16 protein-coding genes are annotated in these 20,407 nt (G+C 48.4%); 8 read left to right on the forward strand and 8 right to left on the reverse strand.

The features are described from left to right. Window positions 1–5: 5 nt before the first annotated feature. The 4 genes from tagH to tssH form a co-directional block, all read right to left on the reverse strand. Window positions 6–1,613 carry a type VI secretion system-associated FHA domain protein TagH gene (gene tagH / locus E3D00_RS01075; RefSeq protein ID WP_141459176.1) on the reverse strand — a complete coding sequence of 536 codons (1,608 nt, stop codon included), beginning with the start codon at window positions 1,611–1,613 and terminating at the stop codon, window positions 6–8. A gap of 100 nt (window positions 1,614–1,713) precedes the next feature. Continuing rightward, window positions 1,714–3,528 carry a type VI secretion system Vgr family protein gene (locus E3D00_RS01080; RefSeq protein WP_141459178.1) on the reverse strand — a complete coding sequence of 605 codons (1,815 nt, stop codon included), beginning with the start codon at window positions 3,526–3,528 and terminating at the stop codon, window positions 1,714–1,716. A gap of 105 nt (window positions 3,529–3,633) precedes the next feature. Continuing rightward, window positions 3,634–4,113, reverse strand: coding sequence for an Hcp family type VI secretion system effector (locus tag E3D00_RS01085; protein WP_141459180.1), 480 nt, complete (start codon window positions 4,111–4,113; stop codon window positions 3,634–3,636). A gap of 294 nt (window positions 4,114–4,407) precedes the next feature. Next, complete coding sequence (gene tssH, locus E3D00_RS01090; RefSeq protein ID WP_141459182.1) at window positions 4,408–7,020, reverse strand: type VI secretion system ATPase TssH; 2,613 nt, start codon at window positions 7,018–7,020, stop codon at window positions 4,408–4,410. Window positions 7,021–7,092: 72 nt separating this feature from the next. On the opposite strand from tssH, the gene tssA reads away from it, so the two are divergent. Genes tssA through tssG form a run of 8 tightly spaced genes read left to right on the forward strand, consistent with a single transcriptional unit; the run spans window position 7,093 to window position 16,264 of the window. Next, window positions 7,093–8,457 (forward strand): type VI secretion system protein TssA, encoded by a 1,365-nt coding sequence (gene tssA / locus E3D00_RS01095; protein ID WP_141459184.1) that lies wholly within the window; start codon window positions 7,093–7,095, stop codon window positions 8,455–8,457. A 42-nt stretch (window positions 8,458–8,499) separates the two neighbouring features. Further along, a complete protein-coding gene (gene tssB, locus E3D00_RS01100; RefSeq protein ID WP_141459186.1) occupies window positions 8,500–9,006 on the forward strand; it encodes a type VI secretion system contractile sheath small subunit in 507 nt (168 codons plus the stop codon). 5 nt (window positions 9,007–9,011) lie between these two features. Beyond that, entirely contained in the window at window positions 9,012–10,514 is a 1,503-nt protein-coding gene (tssC, locus tag E3D00_RS01105; protein ID WP_141459188.1) for a type VI secretion system contractile sheath large subunit, read from the forward strand. A 10-nt stretch (window positions 10,515–10,524) separates the two neighbouring features. Continuing rightward, window positions 10,525–12,117, forward strand: coding sequence for a type VI secretion system contractile sheath large subunit (gene tssC / locus E3D00_RS01110; RefSeq protein ID WP_141459190.1), 1,593 nt, complete (start codon window positions 10,525–10,527; stop codon window positions 12,115–12,117). Then, a complete protein-coding gene (locus tag E3D00_RS01115) occupies window positions 12,118–12,915 on the forward strand; it encodes a type VI secretion system accessory protein TagJ (protein WP_141459192.1) in 798 nt (265 codons plus the stop codon). It begins immediately after the preceding gene. 9 nt (window positions 12,916–12,924) lie between these two features. Continuing rightward, window positions 12,925–13,410: a type VI secretion system baseplate subunit TssE gene (gene tssE / locus E3D00_RS01120; RefSeq protein ID WP_141459194.1), complete on the forward strand. Its 486-nt coding sequence runs from the start codon at window positions 12,925–12,927 to the stop codon at window positions 13,408–13,410. An 8-nt stretch (window positions 13,411–13,418) separates the two neighbouring features. Beyond that, window positions 13,419–15,233 (forward strand): type VI secretion system baseplate subunit TssF, encoded by a 1,815-nt coding sequence (gene tssF, locus E3D00_RS01125; protein WP_141459196.1) that lies wholly within the window; start codon window positions 13,419–13,421, stop codon window positions 15,231–15,233. Window positions 15,234–15,238: 5 nt separating this feature from the next. Continuing rightward, window positions 15,239–16,264 (forward strand): type VI secretion system baseplate subunit TssG, encoded by a 1,026-nt coding sequence (tssG, locus tag E3D00_RS01130; RefSeq protein ID WP_141459198.1) that lies wholly within the window; start codon window positions 15,239–15,241, stop codon window positions 16,262–16,264. Between the two features lie 21 nt (window positions 16,265–16,285). Here tssG and E3D00_RS01135 read toward each other — a convergent pair whose 3' ends face one another. The 4 genes from E3D00_RS01135 to metX form a co-directional block, all read right to left on the reverse strand. Beyond that, window positions 16,286–16,783, reverse strand: coding sequence for a hypothetical protein (locus tag E3D00_RS01135; RefSeq protein WP_141459200.1), 498 nt, complete (start codon window positions 16,781–16,783; stop codon window positions 16,286–16,288). Between the two features lie 63 nt (window positions 16,784–16,846). Continuing rightward, entirely contained in the window at window positions 16,847–18,175 is a 1,329-nt protein-coding gene (locus tag E3D00_RS01140) for a DEAD/DEAH box helicase (protein ID WP_141459202.1), read from the reverse strand. Between the two features lie 362 nt (window positions 18,176–18,537). Further along, window positions 18,538–19,137: a methionine biosynthesis protein MetW gene (gene metW, locus E3D00_RS01145; protein ID WP_141459204.1), complete on the reverse strand. Its 600-nt coding sequence runs from the start codon at window positions 19,135–19,137 to the stop codon at window positions 18,538–18,540. Then, window positions 19,127–20,332 carry a homoserine O-acetyltransferase MetX gene (metX, locus tag E3D00_RS01150; protein ID WP_141459206.1) on the reverse strand — a complete coding sequence of 402 codons (1,206 nt, stop codon included), beginning with the start codon at window positions 20,330–20,332 and terminating at the stop codon, window positions 19,127–19,129. Before metX ends, metW begins: the two co-directional genes overlap by 11 nt. Between the last annotated feature and the right edge of the window lie 75 nt (window positions 20,333–20,407).

Genomic DNA, 20,407 nt, shown 5'->3' on the forward strand with positions numbered 1-20,407 from the left:
TTCTCCTACGGCTTTCGTCGTATAGAAGGACCGCGGCCTTTTTTACGTACATTTTCGGCTCCTTGCGCTTCGATTTCAGCCCGAGCAGCCTCATAAATGCGGCCAAAAGCACGCCCAAAAGCACCATCCAGCGTTTCGTGCGTCGTTTCAGCCATCGCCTTCGTATGCTGTACGTAAGCCGTCCACGCTTTTGCGCGACGGAACAAAGAAAGCGATTGATCTTTGGGGAATGACAAAGTCTCCAGAACAGCATCAGGACCATTCAAAGCCATAAATTCACGCACTGATGGTTCAATTGAACGCGTCAATGCCATTTCATGAATCTGAATATCACGTAGCGCATCTGCCACGGCATCTGGGCTAGAGACACCGGTTCGTCGGCCAACCCCCAAAAGTGCGGACAACGCATCATCATCATCCACTGCAAACTTTAAGGGATTATTACCAAAAGGTTGAATCATCGTCTGATCAATACGAAACTCACCCTTTACTTCTGCCCGGGCGATCATCGCACGCCTTAACCCGATAACAAAAGAACGGAACGTCCGGCCAAGCTCTTCAAAAAAAACTTCTGGCGCTTCTGACGGCAGTCCTTCTAAAGCTGCTCCGCGCATAAAAGCGGCCACAGATGCCACACCAGAACCATCAGCTTCTGAATAATACTCTGGGGCAGACGCTGGAACGTGAGCTGAGGGAGGCGCCTGCTCCGGCGCTGCGTAATAATCTTGCGCCACATCTGGAACATTACGAGGCTCTACTGGAGGTTCTACATAAGCCTCTGGCGCAGGAGTAGGATCTACATGAGGCGCAACAGGCTCTTCCTTAACGAAAGGAGACTGAGGCACTTCTGGCGTAGCTTTTTCTACATGCCTGACTGAATGCCCATGATCTGGCTCATTCCAATCTTCCGGCAAAAGCTGGGAAGTGGGTCGAGGCGGCGCAAATGAATCATAGATACCAGAAGTCTGGGGATGAACAGACGACACATCTCCTGAGGCCGTCCCTTTCCCAAAATCAAGACCACCTTCATTTGCCCCTAAGGAAAAATCAAAGGATTGATGATTTTCTGCCATCCCTTCTGAGGAATGAGTGGAACGCGCAGCTTCATCATCAAAGAATGACGCCATAGGGTCTGCTGCACCATCATGCCCTGCACGGCCATATGCTTTGTGATCCGGCGTTACAGGAGGAGCGAACACTCCATCCCCTTCAAAAGGATTAGAAAAAGCAGCCAATGGATCCTGCCCGGATGTGCTCTCCCTTTGCTGTGGTTGAGCATAAGGAGAAGGCTCTTGAACCTCCTGCCCGAACACCACATCCATTTCATAATTACCGCACCCGATCCGATCCCCATCCCGCAGCTCATGCGGCTCACCACGGGTAAGGGCTTTACCCCCTAACGTGGTACCATTGCTGCTCAGATCAGTAACCGTCCAGATGCCGTTACGCCAAGCCACTTCGCAATGACGTTTAGATAGAAGACGCTGCGGATCGGACAAGACCCAATCGCATTGCGCTCCACGCCCAAGCGTTGCATGTTGATTGCGAACATGAAACGCCTCAGGTGCAACACCAGGTGGTGTGCGGCGCGGCACAAGCGTAAGTTCTGCCATCTCCTGTTCCTCCAGTTTTCAAGTGAGGCAACCCCCTCACTCTTTCAGTTTAGTGTTAATATCAAGCTGTTACTCAAAGAACGATAAAACGCCCAGCCCCTTATGGGTTAAGGCGTATCATACCTCCCTTAACCAAAACCTCACTATCCCCCTCAACCTGCACATCCTGACCTTCTGTTATCACTTTCGGAGAGGAAATTTTGACAGAATCAGGTCCAATCGTGATCGAAGAATTCCCACATTCTAAACGAATTTCCTGAGCCGCCTGAATGGTAATCGTCTTTGAATCCGCTTGAATATGAATGTCACCCTTACGACTATTGAACGTTTCGTTTCGTTCAACAACCGTCGTCCGATCAAGGCCAACTTCATTCAACTCGTTACGCTTGACTTTTACGTGATGATCACGCTGCGCCTGCATGAAAAGCTTTTCTTGGCCGCTCTGATCATCAAATGATAATTCATTATAATCAGCAGTCCCGCCGCCCATCGTCGAGCGGCTACGGAAACCAGTCTTCGTTTTTTCACCGGGCAAACTAAATGCTGGTTTATTCTGCTCATGATAAAAACTGCCGACAACAACCGGATTATCACAATCACCACTAATAAAAGAAACACCAACCTCTGACCCAACGCGCGGAAGATGCTGCCAACCCCAGCCGTTTCCAGCCCATGGTTGCAAAACACGTACCCATGTTGCGTGGGTTCCAACCGTATCCCGCCGATGATCAAACAATAGACGCACCTTAATCCGCCCAAGACGATCGACGTGGATCTCCTCTCCGCCTTCACCCAACACAATCGCAGAATAAATCCCCGGCATTGATGGACGTGGAAGAGTACGGTGCTCACGCCATGGCTGGTTCGCTTCAAAACTCTTAAAATTCACCCCGTATTGGGCAGGAGAAGTCCCCCCGAGCCATGTCTGATCAACCGCATGATGATGCGTTGCCTGAACGATATATTCGCTACCAGCACTCGATGGATTATTATCGATACTAAAGCGATACCCAGGGCTAAAATGAGGGTTATACCCTTTCCCACGCCCCAATCCAGATTCTGCTGCTCCAGCCTCTAAAGCATGGCGTGATCGATCCTGAGCATGACTATGGTCAGAGGTTAACGCAGGCCAAACAGAATAATGAGAATTACCAGAAGGGTCTTCTGCAACAGCATGCCCAACCACAGGCGTTGATGGGCGTGTCGGATCATAATCTCGATGCACGACTTTACTCGGTGCTACACGCTGCCCCGTATGCCAGTCGCTAATAATATCTACGTTATTTCCAGCCGCAACCACCCGATGGCTCGGCTCTTCCATCGTGGTAAAGCCTTGGTTGCTATTCGTGACAACCAAAATATGCTGATTTTTTGTATGGATGAAATAATAAAAGAAACCACTCTCCTGCATAATACGATGACAGAAGTCCAGATCACTTTCATTAAACTGCGTCGTATATTCCCGAACAGGCTGACTACCCGACACACGAAACTCAACAGGCTGAACGCCGTGAGTTGAAAAAATAATTTGCAGGATTTCTACAGATGTTTTGTTCTGAAAAATCCGGGAATCACTCGTCTGCGATAAAAACCATAACGAAGGAACAACTTCCAGATGATATTCCCAACGCCCTCGCTGCTCAATCCCATTCCCTGATACATGACGCACAAGACCGTTAAAATATCGATCTGTTCCATCTTTTCGATGAACTGTCAGAGTAATAGGCTTATGCAACAAACGACTTGGAGCAAGTTGCTGCTCAGTTGAAACAGCACCAATATTCAACACAAATGGTTCACTAAGCTTTTCCACCGCATCCAGTGAAACAGCATGCAACGTACCCTCTTGCGTTGGCTGCGTATCATCCCCTAGTGGCGATGTCAGCAAAAGGAGGTTCTGGAGCTGGCCTCCCATAAATGGGGATTCCCTTTGTTTTTTGGCGTTAAATTACAAACAATTTCTAAACAAATATGGCGCCGCAGACACCTCCGCAGCGCCACTTTGTCGACAGCTTGTCTCTTACGCAGTTTTTGCCTGTGTAAGGTCGTAAATGATACGTTTTGGAGCTGTTTTGTTACCAGAAGAATCTTGTCCATGATCTTCAATGGTCAACTCTGTGAAGTTCAGAGTTAAGACTTCTACTGGACGCTCTTTACCTGCACCTGAGTTATTCAAGCTGGAGATAATCGCATCTTTCATGTGCAACGTACGGAATACGATTTCACCACCTTCGCTAACGCGTGTGAAATCGATCTGAGCAGGGCGAGCCTGACCAACGAAAGCATATGTTGCAAGAACGTGACTGGAGTTATCAACCAGCTTTGTCATCGTCAATTCGCTAACGTGCGCAGATGTAGATTCACGGTTCTTACCGTTACCTACTGCACTACGAATCGTACGTGACATGCTCCAGTGAGCATCCAACAATTCAACCCAATGCGTGTGATTTGCTTCAGTTACATCACCTTGTGCATCGCCGTACTTCAGATAAATAGCCATTTCTTGTGCTAATCCTTACAATCTATATATCACTCGAAGGACCACCCTTCGAAAGCTTTACTCAAACAACAATAAACCTTTTAGAGGCAAAGGTCTTTTGTTTTTAAGTTACCAATGTAAAATTCCACTACATTTACTTAACTTTAATACACCCCCACTTAAAATCCATCTTTTTTTTCGCCAAAGAAGACTTCTTGGCGACACGGCGTTATTTAACATATTTTAACGCAGGTTAAAAATCACTTACCTGCTATCCCCATGCAGCCACTTAAACTGCATGAGGGGAGAAATTTTTTAAGCGCCTGCCTGCTCGAGCTTAAAGCCATTCTCATAGATAAGCCGTATATCAACAGATGGCTCGTCCGAACGCCGACCAAGGAAAGAGCGCGCCAAAAGCGGCAAAATCTCTACAGCGATCGTTCGTTCAATGATTCGCGCTCCAGAAGCACTTGAAGCAGAGCGCGCCTGTAGCGCTTCAATTGCCGTTTCATCAAATGTCAATGTGACACCATAAACAGACGCTACCCGTTTGATCACTTTTGCCACTTGCAACTGAACAATCATTCGACGCGTCTCTTCCGAGAGCGGCAAATAAGGCACCAATGTTACACGCCCCAAAAACGCAGCCTTGAAATGCTTTAACATTTCCTCATTCAACGCTGTTGCAAGAGTTTCAGCGTCTGGCGCCGTCTCTGGGTCTGCAAAGAGCGCATCAATCAACTGCGTTCCTGCATTTGTTGTCATAATGATAATCGTATTGCGAAAGTCGATATCTCGCCCTTCACCATCTTTCATGGCACCCTTATCAAACGCCTGAAAGAAAATATCCTGCACACCGGGGTGCGCTTTTTCAAACTCATCCAGCAACAAAACAGAATGTGGGCGACGGCGCACAGCCTCTGTCATAACACCGCCTTCACCATAACCGACATAACCAGGGGGGCTTCCCATCAAGAGGCTAACCTTATGCTCCTCCTTGAATTCCGTCATATTAATGGTTGTAAGACTTTGAGCGCCTCCATAGAGCAACTCAGCCAAAGCGGTCGCCGTCTCGGTTTTACCGACACCTGATGTCCCCGCCATAAGGAAAACCCCTACTGGCTTACGCGGGTCTGTGAGGCCTGCGCGAGAAACACGTATCGCCTCTGAAACAGCTTTAAGTGCATGATCCTGCCCGACCACACGAGCACGCAAATCATCTTCCAAACGCAACAAACGCTCGACCTCATCAGAACGCATGCGACGCGCTGGAACACCCGTCCAGTTTTCAACAATCTCCGCCACAACCTGCGCATCTACGACAGGGTGTATCATTGGGCTTTCACCCTGTAGGTTCTTGAGCTCGTCTGAAAGAGCAATCGCCTTTTCACGCGCCTCAGCAGAATCAGCCCCTTCTTTTTCAGCTTCTAGGCGCAGCTCCATCAACGCATGAACAACGTCCTTCTCCTGAGCCAAACGCGCTTCGTCTTCTTGCAAACGCTCTGAAATCTCCTCCGCTTCAGCACGCAATTTTGCAACACGCGTCTCGTGCGAAGCGCCTGAAAGTGCTTCACGTTCAAGCAGTTCAATCTCACGTTCAATTGCTGCAACACGCCGGCGCCGATTTTCAATATCTCCGGGGGTAGAACCTTGACTCATCGCGACACGCGCACACGCCGTATCAAGCAAACTCACCCCTTTATCAGGCAGTTGCCGATCTGGAATAAAGCGAGAAGACAACCGAACAGCCGCCTCAGTGGCTTCATCCAAAATGCGCACACCATGATGCTTTTCAAGCACCGCAACTAACCCGCGTAGCATATCAATAGCTACGGCTTCATTAGGCTCTTCTACTTTTACGGTTTGGAAACGACGGGTTAATGCGGCGTCTTTTTCAAAATAACGTTTATATTCTGCCCATGTTGTTGCAGCGATCATCCGCAACTCACCACGCGCCAAAGGTGGCTTTAACAGGTTCGCAGCATCACCCTGCCCCGCCTGACCACCCGCTCCAATCAATGTATGCGCTTCATCAATAAACAAGACGATCGGTGTGGGAGAATTTTTGACCTCGTCAATGACCGAGCGTAAGCGATTTTCAAACTCGCCTTTCACACCAGCGCCTGCCTGCAACAAGCCCAAGTCCAACGTGCGAATTGCTACTTGTTCCAACGCTTCAGGCACATCTCCTTGTGCGATACGAAGTGCCAACCCCTCCACAACAGCCGTTTTTCCAACGCCAGCTTCCCCCGTCAAAATGGGGTTATTTTGCCGACGGCGTGTCAATATATCTATAACCTGCCGGATCTCTTGGTCACGCCCCAAAATAGGGTCTATTTTTCCACTCCGAGCAAGTTCAACCAAGTCCGTTGTAAAGCGATCAAGCGCCCCTTTATTAACAGGCGGAGCGATCTCTCCCTCCTCCCCTGATTGGAGACTCGTTACACCTTCAACACTTCCTTGAGCTAGATGATCAAAGTCCCGAATCAAAACTTCACTTGCGAGCTTACGCAACGCAGGGATAGCTGCTCGTAACCGAGACGCAACAACCTCATCCGCCAACGCCGCACAAAAAACATGCCCTGAGCGTAACACCCGGTCTGATCGATCAACCGTTGCAATCAACCAACCATCTTTAAGAATCCCGACCAACTCTGGAGAAAGAGCCGGACTACGACCATTCCCAGTCGAGAACCGATCCAAGACCGTATTAAGCCCAGCGGCAACTTGCGCAGAATTAATCTCTTCATGCGCTAAAAACTGCGAAACGTCCGATTTTTCATTCTGAAGAATCTGCGCCAGCCAGTGCTCAACTTCCACCGTATAATGTGTCCGCGATAAAGCTGCACCTGCAGCCGCTTCTAAAGCCGCTCGACACGCATCATCCAAATGCCCAACTAGTCGCTGAAGATCGATCACTGCAGCCATGCTTTCTCCATTATCTCATTCACTCATATGGAACGTCACGCAAAGATGAACGCCCAACCTATGTAACTTAATGTGACTTTTGGCCTTATTTTTCCTGCCGTCTACCGCATTAAGGTTTCAATTGTAGCTTTTTCGTCGCAATCGACATCTTGTTCCTCGCTCAAATGGTGGCATAGTCTCATTTGTGGGGCGTTGTATGGAAGTGATTCACCAACACCCTATCGAAAAATTTACTCCCTTTACGCCACCTACACCGGCTTAAAGGGGCATTACCGTGGAAAGGAACAGCCACTCGACATGCTTTTACCAGATGCAGAAAGCATTCTCGCTGGAATCGCAGCGCCAATTAGCGATACCGCTCCAGGCGGCATTGACCTCCGTGAAACGATGGGGGTCAACTCCCTCTACTCGTCCCTTAGAGACGCCCGTTCCTCTGCGCGCATGCAAGAACGCATCAGTGACGATGATCCAGAGCGTTCAGCCGGAATCCCGGAGGAATGGCGCGCTGTCGAGAAACTGGCACTTGAAGCCCTGACCACGCAAAGTAAAGACCTTGAAGTTGCAAGCTTCCTGACCGAATCTTTAACACGGCTCTATGGTCTATCTGGCCTAGCGTTAGGCACAAAAATCATCACCGTGCTGGTAGAGAAATTCTGGTCTCAAGATCTTTATCCTCCTTTAGAGGCAGATGACCCAGAGGCACGCACGTTTGCAATTACAGGCCTGAGCGGTGCAGATCGTGACGGATCTCTCATTCAACCATTACGCAAAACTGTTCTCTTTGAGTTTGACGACGGGCGGACAATTGCTGCGTGGGAATATGAGCGTGCCCGCTCACGCGCTGCAACACGAGCCCAAGGTGAGCATGTCGCAGTTATTCATGATGATCTTCCCTCTCTCGAAGATATGGAAAAGATCGCCACAGGTTCAGGTAATGCCTTTCTGACTGATCTCGCCCGAGAAGCTGATTCTGCTTACACAGCCTGGCAAAACCTTCATTCTGTTCTGGAAACTGCTTGCCGTGAGAGTTCTCCTGTAGCTGAACCTCCTTCCATGGGGCGCGTTACTCATTTACTGGAGGAAATCCGAGCTGCCACGCATCGTTACGTCAAGCTGGAAGACCTCGTGCAAAAAGAAGATCCAGAACCTGTAGCTGAGACGGAAGATGCCGCTTTGGTGGAACACACACCCTCCAGCAAAGCCTCGCCTCCTAAAGCTCCAGCTCGGCCAACCCGTACCGAACTTCTTGATGCAGCCATGGAGATTGCTCAACAATTCCGAAAAATGGAGCCTCATTCCCCCTTCAGTTACACTCTCGAAAATGCCATTCGCCGAGCACGACTATCTCTTCCAGACCTTCTGCGTGAAGTGGTTATGGATGATTCATCCCGTGCAGAGATTTTAACACGCCTCGGTATCCAGGAGCTTGATCTCTAAAAGGGATCTTCTTGCCATAACTTTTAACGATTGGAGCAATTCATGAGCGCAAGTATCCACGAAAAATTAGCCCGTGTTCGCCGTCCTCGCGTACATATTACATACGAAGTTGAAACTGAAGGCGCAGAAATTGTGCGTGAACTTCCGTTTGTAGCCGGTGTTGTCGGTGACTTTTCTGGTGATCCGACTAAACCACTACGCCCTTTTGCGGAACGCCGTTTCATTCAAATTGATCGTGATAATTTTGATGAAGTCATGCAACGCATGTCCCCTGGCTTAAACCTCGTCGTAGAGAATACACTCAAAGGCGAAGGCGAAGAAATGAAAGTCAATCTGACATTCAACAGCCTTGAAGACTTTGAACCTCATCGCATTGTCGAGCAGGTTCCAGCTCTTAAATCATTACTTGAAACCCGCAATCGCCTCCGTGATCTGATGAGTAAAGCTGATCGCTCTGAAGAGCTTGAGCTTCTGCTGGAGCGTATCCTGAAAAACAACGATGAGCTTAGTGCTCTTAACGCTGAACTTCAGTCTAAGAATAAAGGGTAAGTCTCATGTCTGACACCTCTCGTTCACCTCAAAATCAACCCCAGACAGTTACCACGGAAACAGAATCTGGCGCTGGGTTGCTCTCACAAGTTGTTGCAGCAACACGTCAAACAGAACCTGACCGCGCAGCAGAACTCGTACGTGCTCTCGTCGATGAAGCAAGCAAAGGTACCATCCACTTTGATCGTAACCTGAATCGTACGATTGAACGGGCTGTTGATGCGCTTGATGCGAGCATTTCCCAACAACTAAATGCGATCATGCATGATCCAAAGTTCTTAAAATTGGAAGGAAGCTGGCGCGGTCTACACTATCTTGTTAAGAACAGTGAGACAGGAAACAACCTAAAAATTCGCGTTCTTAACGCAACAAAAAGAGAGCTCCACCGGGATCTCACCCGTGCTGTTGAGTTCGATCAATCCCTTCTTTTCCGTAAAATTTACGAAAATGAATTCGGCACACCAGGCGGTGAACCGTATGCTGCCCTCATCGGGGATTTTGAATGGACCAACGCCCCCGAAGATATTGAAACGCTCCGTGAAATCAGCCATGTTTCTGCGGCAGCTTTTGCTCCTTTCATTTCAGCCGCCGGGGCTGGGATGTTCGGCTTCAAAGACTGGAGAGAGCTCGTCAACCCACGTGACCTGTCCAAAACCTTTGATACAGCAGAATTTCTCAAATGGCGTGGCTTCCGCGAAAGTGAAGACAGTCGCTTCGTCTCTCTTACCCTTCCCCGCGTTCTATCTCGCCTTCCTTATGGCGAAGGTGTTAACCCGGTTGAAGAGTTCCGTTATGAAGAGGCTCCTCGCACAGCCGATGGAAAGCCACTTGCTCTTGAGCACGATCAATATTGCTGGATGAACGCTGCATACGTCATGGGTGCACGCATGACAGAAGCCTTTGAACGCACAGGCTTCTGCACCATGATCCGCGGAAAAGAAGGCGGCGGCCGTATTGATGATTTGCCACAACATATCTTCCAATCGGATGATGGGGATATGGATGCAAAATGCCCAACTGAAATTGGCATCACAGATCGTCGTGAAAACGAGCTGTCAAACCTTGGTTTCCTTCCTGTCAGCCACTATAAAAATGAAGACTACGCTGTCTTCTTTGGTGCCCAAACCACTCAAAAACCAAAAGTGTATGACAGTCCGGAAGCAACCGCTAACGCGGCCATTTCTGCACGGTTACCATATATCATGGCCTCAAGCCGCTTTGCCCATTACCTCAAGGTGATGGCTCGTGATAAAATTGGTTCCTTCATGCAAGCAAGTGACTGTGAACGTTGGCTCAATGATTGGATCAATAATTACGTCAATGGGAACGATCATGCTGGGCCAGATAGCAAAGCACGTTATCCCCTCCGTGAAGCACGTGTTGAAGTGACAGAAATTGCAGGACGCCCTGGCTCCTACAACGCTGTGGCCTACATGCGCCCATGGTTACAGATGGAAGAACTGACCACAAGCATGCGCATGGTCGCACGTATTCCAGAGCGGAACTAACTTTTCGCTTATGTCAACTGCTGGTTCCAGCCAATCAAATATACCACCTCAGCAAGACGATTTGAAAAAATCGTCTTTGAGGAATGGAATGTTGGCGGGCCAGCATACCCAGCCTGATTGGGATTTTGAATCCTTTGAAGATTTTCTTAAAAACGACCGTGATGCTCTCAGTATCTGGCTCGGCGATGATCTTTTCAATGCGTTTCATCCTACCTCCTCACATCATCTAAAAACATTTATTCGGGGGCAGATTGATCGCGACCTTGCACAAATCGATACGCTGATCGCGCAACAGATTGACGCTATTCTCCACCACCCACGCTTTTCTCGGTTTGAAGGATCGTGGCGCGGTTTACATTGGCTTGTTTCGTCGTGTGATCCAGCAGAAAACATTCATATTCGTGTTTTCTCCATGAAGTGGCACGAACTTGAACGCGACTTCGCTCGTGCCCTTGAGTTTGACCAATCATCCTTTTTCAAACTGATCTATGAAGATGAGTTTGGACATCCGGGAGGTCAACCTTTTGGTTTGCTCGTCATTGATCATGAGATTGCCCATCAACCTAAAAAACGTACCGCTTTTGACCCCACCCCTCCCGTGGATGATGTCGCGGTTCTACGTCAAATTGCAGCTGTTTCAGCGGCAGCTTTCATTCCAACCATTCTAACGGCTTCTCCACGCCTTCTTGGGGTTGAATCTTTTTCTGAACTTAGTCTTACGCAACATATCACCGCGGCCTTGGCCGACATGGATCATATTCGCTGGCGCAGCTTTGTCACACAAGAAGACACGCGCTTCTTATGCCTTACGTTACCTCGCATGCGCGCACGTGCTCGTTGGTCTCGAGATAATAACATATTGCGTCATGAAGAATATGCCCCCAGCTCCCAAGAAGTATGCTGGCACTCAGCAAGCTATGCCTTTGCAAGAAATGTCTTACGGGCACAGCATAATTATAACTGGCCAGCCGATGTCCGCGGCGTAACACCCGGACAAGAAACAGGCAGCTTTGTTTCTGATACAGTAAAAGACCCATTTCGCTTTGGTGCTATCACACAGATTCCACGCGCACCAATCGAAGTTGCTTTTTCTGCGCCACAAACACAAGATTTGCTTGAAGCTGGTTTCATGCCCCTCAATACGTTGCCTTTTGGGGGAACAGCTTTCGCTTCAACCCGAAGCTTACAAGCTACCCCTACAACACCACGCAACCCTACGGCAGAGCAGGCCAATCGTCGTATTTCTGCGGAAATCGTCTCCTTACTCTGTGTCTGCCGCTTTGCCCATCACATCAAAATGCTTGGTCGTGATATGATTGGACGTATTGCAACCCCCAGCGCCCTTGAACGCGAATTACAGGATTGGTTAGGCCGTTACACCAATGCCAGTAGTCTTTCTTCCGGGGAAAGCCGGGCGCGTTACCCCCTTCTGTCTAGCCGCGTTGCGATTAGTGCACGTGAAGATCAACCTGGCCATTATGGATGTATCATTCACTTGCAACCGCATTATCAGCTTGATGATATTTCCACGACGTTCCGTCTCGTCACTACTCTTAGTTCCGCTGAGCGCTCGGCCGCTCCGGCTCAATTGGAGACTACCTAAATGACTTTATCTGCAGACACCCTTTTTCAACAAGGAGATCTTGAAGGTGCTATTGCAGCAGCCACGGCAGCTGTTAAAGCAAACCCTTCAGATCCTGCTCCGCGCCTTCTCCTTGCTGAGCTGAGCCTTTTTATGGGCGACCTTCAACGAGCAGAAACGCTTATTGCAGCCCTTCTCTCTATTGACCCCAATATGAGCCTTGTTGCCGCTGAATTCCGTCAACTCCTTCGCGCAGAAACCCAACGGCGCGCTATTCTTGAAGAAGGGGCTGCTCCGGAATTCGTGCTGGATCCAACACCAAGCCAAAAAGAATCTCTTCGGGCACTCACTGCTTTACGTACTGGCGATACAAAGGCAGCTATAGAGGCGGCCCAAACTGCAGAGAGCCTTCGTGTTCAGGCAAGCGGTAGCTATGTACGGAGCGGTAAGCCAACCGAGTTTGATGATTTCCGCGATGCAGATGATATTTTGTGTGGTTCAATCGAAATCCTCACCACCACAGGCAAATGTTTCTGGATCCCTCTAGAATCCTTCATTGAAATTACGTTCCATGCTCCACGCCGTCCACGGGATCTTTTCTGGCGTCGAGCATCTGTTGTCGTTCGTGGTGGCCCTGAAGGTGAAGTGTATCTTCCAGCCCTTTACTATCCATCTGGTAACACCAATGCATTACGGCTTGGGCGTGAAACAGATTGGATCAGCGATCAGGGGCCGGTGCGCGGACAAGGTCAAAGAGTTTTCCTCGCTGGAGAAGAAGCATTGGATATCCTTCAAGCTGAAGAAATTACTTTTGGATAATTTCCAACCGTGAAAGATTATGCCACTCCCACCTTATCTGTTTTGGATCGCCTGTTAGATGCACACCCGGAGCGTGCTGACCCACCTCCGTCAAACGTGCGGACTCTCGCGCAAATCCATGCGGCCCTTCGGCGAGATCTGGAGGCTCTCCTGAACTCAGATCGGCCTTGGGTTGTTTTAAAACCCCATCAAGCGACCTTACAGAGTTCTCCCTTGGGGTATGGCCTTTCCGATGTTACTGCACGCGCACTTTCAGATGATGATGAGCGTGAACGTATCCGCACAGAAGTAGAGAACACATTACGTCGTTTTGATTCACGCCTGACCAATATCCGTGTCTCTCTTTTACCTGACAATGCCCCCATGAGTACGGTTATCAGGCTCCAGATTGAGGGGGTACTCCTTCTTGATCCACAGCCTGAACTCGTTCGTTATAGCACAGCAATTCTTCCGCCCGGACAGCCAATTTCCATTCAGGCTGTCCGCGAAACATAAGAGATCTTATGGCCGACGATTTTATCAATGCCTATCAACGTGAACTTGATGCCCTGCGCACCCTTGCTGGTACGTTCGCTCAAGCACACCCAAAAGTCGCCGGGCGTTTGCGTTTATCGCGGGATACGATTGATGACCCTCATGTTGAACGCTTACTCGAAGGTGTGGCCTTCCTTACAGGACGTGTCCAACAACGCTTAGATGATGAATATCCAGAACTAACCGATACCCTCCTTGATATCCTATACCCCCATTATCTTGCCCCCCTTCCTTCAGCTTGCCTTGTTCAGTTTGAAGGAATGCCCGATGCACGAACCTCCATTCCTGTTCCTCTGAACTCTCCACTACAAACTTCTTTACCAAACGGCACTACCTGCCGTTTCCGCACGACTGCTCCTGCTGATATATGGCCAATTCATGCTCATAGTGCACGAATGCAAGCGGCCCCTTTTGATGCCCCCAATCATCCTGCATCACGCCAAGCACAAAGTATCTTAAGCGTTCGGCTTTCCTTGTCTAATCCAGATGCTAAATTTCTTGATGTTGCGCCAGAATCTCTTAAATTTTTTATTCAAGCTCCCCACGAGCAGTCCAGCGCTCTGTATGAACTTCTTTGCGCGCATACTGTCGGAATAGCGCTTGCTTCCAGCCCGAATGATGACCGCCCAACCATTCTTTCCAAAGATCAAATGACCTCTTGTGGCTTTGACTTGGATGAAGCTCTTTATCCTTGGCCTAAACGTTCTTTCACAGGTTTCCGCCTTCTGACAGAATACTTTGCCTTTCCTGAAAAATTCCTTGGGGTTGTCATCAATGGATTAGATGCGCGTACACTGGTCGAAACCAAAAATGAACTCACTCTTTTCATTTATTTTGATACAATTATTCCAAGCCTAGTCAGAACCCTGCACTCCAATGCCTTAAGGCTGAACTGCGTTCCAATCGCCAATCTTTATGAGAGCACCTGTGAACCTATTCGCCTCAACCATTGGAAAACAAACTACCCCGTAGATCCTCCACGGAATGGGAACTCAAGTGCTGAAATTTGGCATATTAATTCCGTTAGTGAAATCCACCCTGATGGCACCACACGTCCATGGCAACCGCTTTATCGCTACCTTCCCAACAAAGAAGAAAACATCGTTGGAGAATACACTCTTGCACGGCGTCTTTCCCCAATAGGAAAACGTGTTGAAACCTATCTTACACCCATTGAATTTAATTGGACCGAAGAAGAATCACGCAACCGCCTTCTCTCAATAGATGCCACACTCAGTGATGGAGATTTACCCGCTCGTTTACCTTTTGGTGGCGGCGCACCACACTTCATGCCTGAACGTGGACTAGGGAGTGTAACACAAATCCTCTGTCTTACCCCACCAACACAAGGCTGGCGCCAACGCCAACGTGCCCGTAGTGCTTGGGCACTCATCACTCATCTCAACCTGAACCACCTTAGCCTCACAGGAGGTGAAGATGCTGCGAGTGCCCTGCGTGACCTCCTAACACTGTATGATGTTCGTAATACAGAAGAAACACGAGCAGCCATTGCAAGCCTCGTTGAAGTTACGTCTGCCCCTACCGTGGCCCGGCTGTCTGACGGACTTAAGCTTGGATGGAGCCGAGGTCTGGAAGTAACTCTGACTTTTGAAGCCGGGGCATGGAGCGAACACGGCCTCTTTCTGCTTGCGAGTGTACTCGATCGCTTTTTTGCTTTGCATATTGCAGCAAATAATTTTGTACGCACCGTTGTGCGCCTTACCACCCATCCAGATCCAGTTGCATCTTTTGCACCACGCGCTGGCTTTCGTCGTATCCTCTAATCACCATGTCAGAACAAAACCAACCTTCCACGCCCGCACTCCTAGAAAATGCATCCCTAGAAGAACTCGTGCAGTTCCCGGGGCGCTTCTCCTTTGATGCTGCCATGGCTCTCTTACAACGCCTGTCTGGTAATCGTCCTTTATCTGAAATTGTACGGTTTCGAACGCCCCCCGGTCTTGTCACTCCTAACCGAGATATTCTCAACATTGAGCCGCAACCTGACGGGACATTTGACGTCTGGACCAGCTTTGGCACGATGACTGGGCACGATGGTATTTTACCACGTCCCTATAGTGCCCTTGTCGATGAAGAACATCGCTCACGTTCACCTGCTCTCAGTTCATTCCTTGATATGCTTGCCCAGCGCCCGCGGATCCAATTTGCTGATGCTGGAACCAAATATAGCGCACACAGTTTTGCTCCAACCTCAACAGAAAATAAAAATGAACGTCTTTTAGCGCGTGTTCTCTTTGCTCTAACCGGCTTTCACTCTTCCGATATGGTGCAGCGGGGTCAAATTGATCCACGCTATCTGCTGTATTTCTCTGGTCTTTTTGCAACGCAACCACGCTCGGCAGAACGCCTAAGAACTATTTTAGAAGAGTGGATGGGGACGGCAATCACAATCAATCAATTTTCTGGCCAATGGATTAGTGTCCCGCCTCAGCAACAAAGCCAACTTCCTAATGCTTCAGGGGGGCAGTTTTCTCAACTCGGGGTAGATGCCATTATTGGTTCACACTCATGGGATCTCAATGCCCGTATTGAAATTCAGATTGGCCCACTTTCTCTCAAAGACTATCGAAATTTTCTACCTCACGGAATGTATTTTACTCTCCTTAAAAGCTTAATCCGTATCTTTATAGATGATGAAGTCACCTGTGTTTTACGCTTAGGCCTCAAAAAAGAAGATGTTCCCGACTTCCAATTTAATTCTATTCATCTTGGCAGAGACAGCTGGGTGCCCCAAAAATCAAAACAGAAACAGGATCTATTCGACACTATAATTCCTATTTCTGCACGAGATTAAAATACTCCCGAACACAGGTCTTTATGGGTCTACCTCTGCGCTATCGTCTATTTCGAGGTTTTTAAGCCAATCAAACAGTTTGTTTTGATAAACGGCCATAATAACCTGTTTTGAACTCTTAATGTCCGGATTATCTTCTTCAATGACAGCGGCAATAGCCTCTCGGGTGATATGACCGCCTCGCGTTGATCGTACCAAACGTTTTATATCTTTTGGTGTATAAAACTTTCCAACAGCTCCCTTCCACAAAAGAGCTTCTTTTGGGTCATAAACACCGGCGTTCCAAAACATCTTTGCTTCTTGCAACGTAAAATTTGACTGTCGCCAGGCAATCATCTGTTGGGGCAAAAGATGCGGGTTCTGCCATCCAATCATCTCAGACAGTGTATAATGAGCGTTCTTTAAGTCTTCTTCCTGAGGCAACGTAAAACCGGCGCGCTGCCACTCATCTTTTTTTATACCATTAGAACAGGCAGAAAGAATAAAAAGAGGAAAACAGAGAATAAATACTTTCCGCATGTTTTCCTCTTAATACATCGTAACCTAAAAAAGATACTCTAAGCTTTACTCCAGCTCAATAGCCTAGTGCCGCCGTCCACCACCGCCGCCACGGGATGACCCTCCCCGAGATGATGCTCCTCCAGAACGCCTTGGCCCTCTATTGCCGTTCCCTGAATGCGCGCCTCCAGAACTTCCGCCACGACGCGGAGCACCTCCTCCACGGCGTCCACCACCACCAAGAACAGGTGGCCGCATCGTAGAGTTTTGAGCTGCATCGGAGTGATAAGGATGATCTGTCACAACAGCGATGGACTTACCGATTTTTTTCTCGATATCCTTCAACCAAGCCCGTTGCTCTGCATCGCACAAAGAAACGGCCCAACCATCACGCCCTGCACGGGCCGTACGGCCAATACGATGAACGTAAGATTCAGGCACATTTGGTAAGTCATAATTAAAGACGTGCGTTACATCATCAACATCGATCCCGCGCGCTGCAATATCTGTCGCGACAAGCACCTTTACCGTTCCATCCCTGAAGCCAGACATCGCACGTTCACGGGCTCCTTGCGATTTATTCCCGTGAATTGCTTCTGCTGTAATGCCATTCTTGCTCAAAAATTCAGCAACTTTATTGGCTTCATGCTTCATTAGAGTAAAGACAACAGCACGTTTGACGTTGGGGGCCTCAACCAACATCAAGGTTGCATCTTTCTTATGCTCTGTATCGAGAAACATCACCGCTTGACGAATACGGTCAACCGTACTTGATTCAGGCGTAACCTGTACCGTTGCCGGGTCTTTCAATAATGAATGAGCCAGATCGTGAATAGATGGCGGCATTGTTGCGGAGAATAAAACAGTCTGACGTTTTTCAGGTAAGAACGTCATAATCTTCCGAATATCCCGAACAAATCCCATATCGAGCATCCGGTCGGCTTCATCCAGCACTAATACTTCAAGCCCGGACAAATCTATATGCCCTTGGCCTATCAGATCCAACAAACGCCCAGGAGCTGCGACCAGAATATCCACACCCTTACGCATGGCCTCAACCTGTCGCCCTTGGCCAACGCCACCAAAGATAACGGCATGCGACAATTTTGTATGCCGTGCATAAGAGGCACAATTCTGGCCTATTTGGGAAACCAGCTCTCGTGTAGGGGCTAAAATTAAGGCTCTTACCCCTTTTCGAGCAGGCGCTTTCTTTTCGCGTAACAAATAATCCAAAATAGGCAAAGCAAAAGCAGCAGTTTTGCCTGTTCCTGTTTGAGCTAATCCAAGAAGATCACGCCCATCCAAAAGATATGGAATAGACCCTGCCTGTATCGGAGTGGGAGTGATATAGCCTTCTTCACCAAGCGCCTTTTGTATTGGCTCAGCAAGATTAAGCTCTGCAAAGCTAGTCATGTCCCCTCCTAAGGGTGGCACAGTAGACCTGCGCAAGCGCAGCAGCGAGCTTAAACGCTGTCTTGCTCCAAGCCTTAAACTATAAAATTGTTCAAAAAGACTGTTTCTCTGCCGTACCCCACACTATCAGATTGAATAATCACTCTGAAAAAGTTCGACCTAAATAAAACCGCCTGTAATTGCTAAGCTTTTCTTTAAAAACTCAATCCGTGCGCGTATAGCTTTATATTCATCATATGAAAAGCAAAAAATACTTAACAAAAAGTCATGTTTTGTCACAAAAAGAAATTTTTTATCGTTTAAAAACAAACATCTAAAAGACATTCATATCAAGTAAATATATTCACTAACTTTATAAGTATTTATTTCTTACGCAGAAGAAACAATGCCTGCTCTCCAAACAAGTTAGCCAATCGAATGGAACGCCTCCACGGCGCTCTACTTCCTTCTTCATCAACTGCAAGCCATTTTTTCACCACATATCCTTCTTCATCACATAAGGCGATAAAATCTCGAATAGTACATGGGTGAATATTCGGCGTTACATACCATGGCGTATTCCAAACGGTGGTCATCGGCATACGCCCTGTTGTCAGAAGCTGAAGCCTTAAGCGCCAATATCCAAAGTTTGGAAAAGATACAATCGCATAACGGCCAATCCGTAACATTTGGCGCAACACTTCACGAGGGCGTTCAACGGCCTGCAACGTTCGCTGTAAAACAACATAATCAAACACCTGATCCGGATAATCCGCCAAGTCATGATCTGCATCTCCGTGTATTACAGGCAATCCATGAGCAACAGAATGCGTTACATCCTGCATATTCAGCTCAATCCCCCGCGCGTCACATGCTCGCGTGCGATAAAGATAATCAATCAACGCACCATCGCCACTACCCACATCCAAGACGCGTGCGCGCGGATGAATCATTTCTGCAATCAGACGTTGATCAACCCGCATCAGAGTTCCCCCACTTCAAACCGGCATGTTCCGCAGCACCGTTAATAAAACCACGAACCGTTCGATCAAAATCAGGCTCATCCAATAAAAATGCATCATGTCCGCGGTCGCTCTCAATCTCAACAAACGACACATTCGCCCCTGCCCGATTCAATGCACGCACAAGCACACGAGACTGAGAGGTAGGAAACAGCCAATCCGAACTAAACGATACAACACAAAAGCGTGTTTCGCATTTGCGAAATGCTTCTGCCAAATCACCATCATACTCCGCTGCTAAATCAAAATAATTCATCGCGCGGGTAATTGTTAAATATGAATTTGCATCAAAGCGCCGCACAAAAGTTGAGCCTTGGTGACGCAAATAGCTTTCAACCTCAAAAATTTCACCAAAAAGCGAGCTTGCTTCTGCATCCGCAGATTTAGACGTTGTAGCCACCTCACGCCGCGTCCGACGACCAAACTTTCGTGTTAGAGCTTCTTCAGATAGGTATGTAATATGCGCCATCATGCGCGCCACACCGAGCCCTCTTGCCGGGATCTCTCCGAAATCCCGATAACGGCCGCCATGCCAATGAGGATCTGCTAAAATGGCCTGTCGGCTTACCTCATTAAACGCAATATTCTGTGCGGAATGAAAGGGAGAGGTTGCAATAGGCATCACAGCAAAAACACGATCTGAATGATCGGCTACCCATGTGAGAGCCTGCATCCCTCCCATTGATCCACCAACAACGGCAAATAAGCGCCCTATTCCCAAATAATCAATTAACCGAACTTGCGCCGCCACAATATCGTGCATCGTAATTTGCGGAAAATCTGTGTCCCACGCCCGACCTGTATCAGGACGAATAGACTTGGGGCCCGTTGACCCCATACATCCACCAAGTACGTTCGAACAGATAACAAAAAACCGGTCTGTATCAATAGGCAAGCCCGGCCCTACCATTCGGCTCCACCACCCAGGTTTTCCTGTTACGGGGCTTGGCTCAGCTATGTATTGATCCCCCGTTAAAGCATGGCACACCAAAATGGCGTTATCACGGGCAGGTGAGAGTACGCCATACGTACAATAAGCAATATCGAGTGGGGCAAGATGCACGCCACACTCCAAATCTATTCCCTCATCAAGGCGAACGGCTTGGTGCGTATAAACAGGCCTATCTACTTCAGCAGAAGAAATGCCATCAGCCATCAGCACCACAACTCCAAACTCTTAAATGAACAACACATCTAAATTTAAGGTGCATAACTATGCCATTGGCTCATC

The organism is Swingsia samuiensis, from assembly GCF_006542355.1.
Classification (GTDB): Bacteria; Pseudomonadota; Alphaproteobacteria; order Acetobacterales; family Acetobacteraceae; genus Gluconobacter; species Gluconobacter samuiensis.

Excerpts from the sequence above, each read along its gene's own strand:
- tagH (WP_141459176.1), bottom strand. The coding sequence starts at position 1,613 with ATGGCAGAACTTACGCTTGTGCCGCGCCGCACACCACCTGGTGTTGCA.
- E3D00_RS01080 (WP_141459178.1), bottom strand. The coding sequence starts at position 3,528 with ATGGGAGGCCAGCTCCAGAACCTCCTTTTGCTGACATCGCCACTAGGG.
- E3D00_RS01085 (WP_141459180.1), bottom strand. The coding sequence starts at position 4,113 with ATGGCTATTTATCTGAAGTACGGCGATGCACAAGGTGATGTAACTGAA.
- tssH (WP_141459182.1), bottom strand. The coding sequence starts at position 7,020 with ATGGCTGCAGTGATCGATCTTCAGCGACTAGTTGGGCATTTGGATGAT.
- tssB (WP_141459186.1), top strand. The coding sequence starts at position 8,500 with ATGAGCGCAAGTATCCACGAAAAATTAGCCCGTGTTCGCCGTCCTCGC.
- tssC (WP_141459188.1), top strand. The coding sequence starts at position 9,012 with ATGTCTGACACCTCTCGTTCACCTCAAAATCAACCCCAGACAGTTACC.
- tssC (WP_141459190.1), top strand. The coding sequence starts at position 10,525 with ATGTCAACTGCTGGTTCCAGCCAATCAAATATACCACCTCAGCAAGAC.
- E3D00_RS01115 (WP_141459192.1), top strand. The coding sequence starts at position 12,118 with ATGACTTTATCTGCAGACACCCTTTTTCAACAAGGAGATCTTGAAGGT.
- tssF (WP_141459196.1), top strand. The coding sequence starts at position 13,419 with ATGGCCGACGATTTTATCAATGCCTATCAACGTGAACTTGATGCCCTG.
- tssG (WP_141459198.1), top strand. The coding sequence starts at position 15,239 with ATGTCAGAACAAAACCAACCTTCCACGCCCGCACTCCTAGAAAATGCA.
- E3D00_RS01135 (WP_141459200.1), bottom strand. The coding sequence starts at position 16,783 with ATGCGGAAAGTATTTATTCTCTGTTTTCCTCTTTTTATTCTTTCTGCC.
- E3D00_RS01140 (WP_141459202.1), bottom strand. The coding sequence starts at position 18,175 with ATGACTAGCTTTGCAGAGCTTAATCTTGCTGAGCCAATACAAAAGGCG.
- metW (WP_141459204.1), bottom strand. The coding sequence starts at position 19,137 with ATGCGGGTTGATCAACGTCTGATTGCAGAAATGATTCATCCGCGCGCA.
- metX (WP_141459206.1), bottom strand. The coding sequence starts at position 20,332 with ATGGCTGATGGCATTTCTTCTGCTGAAGTAGATAGGCCTGTTTATACG.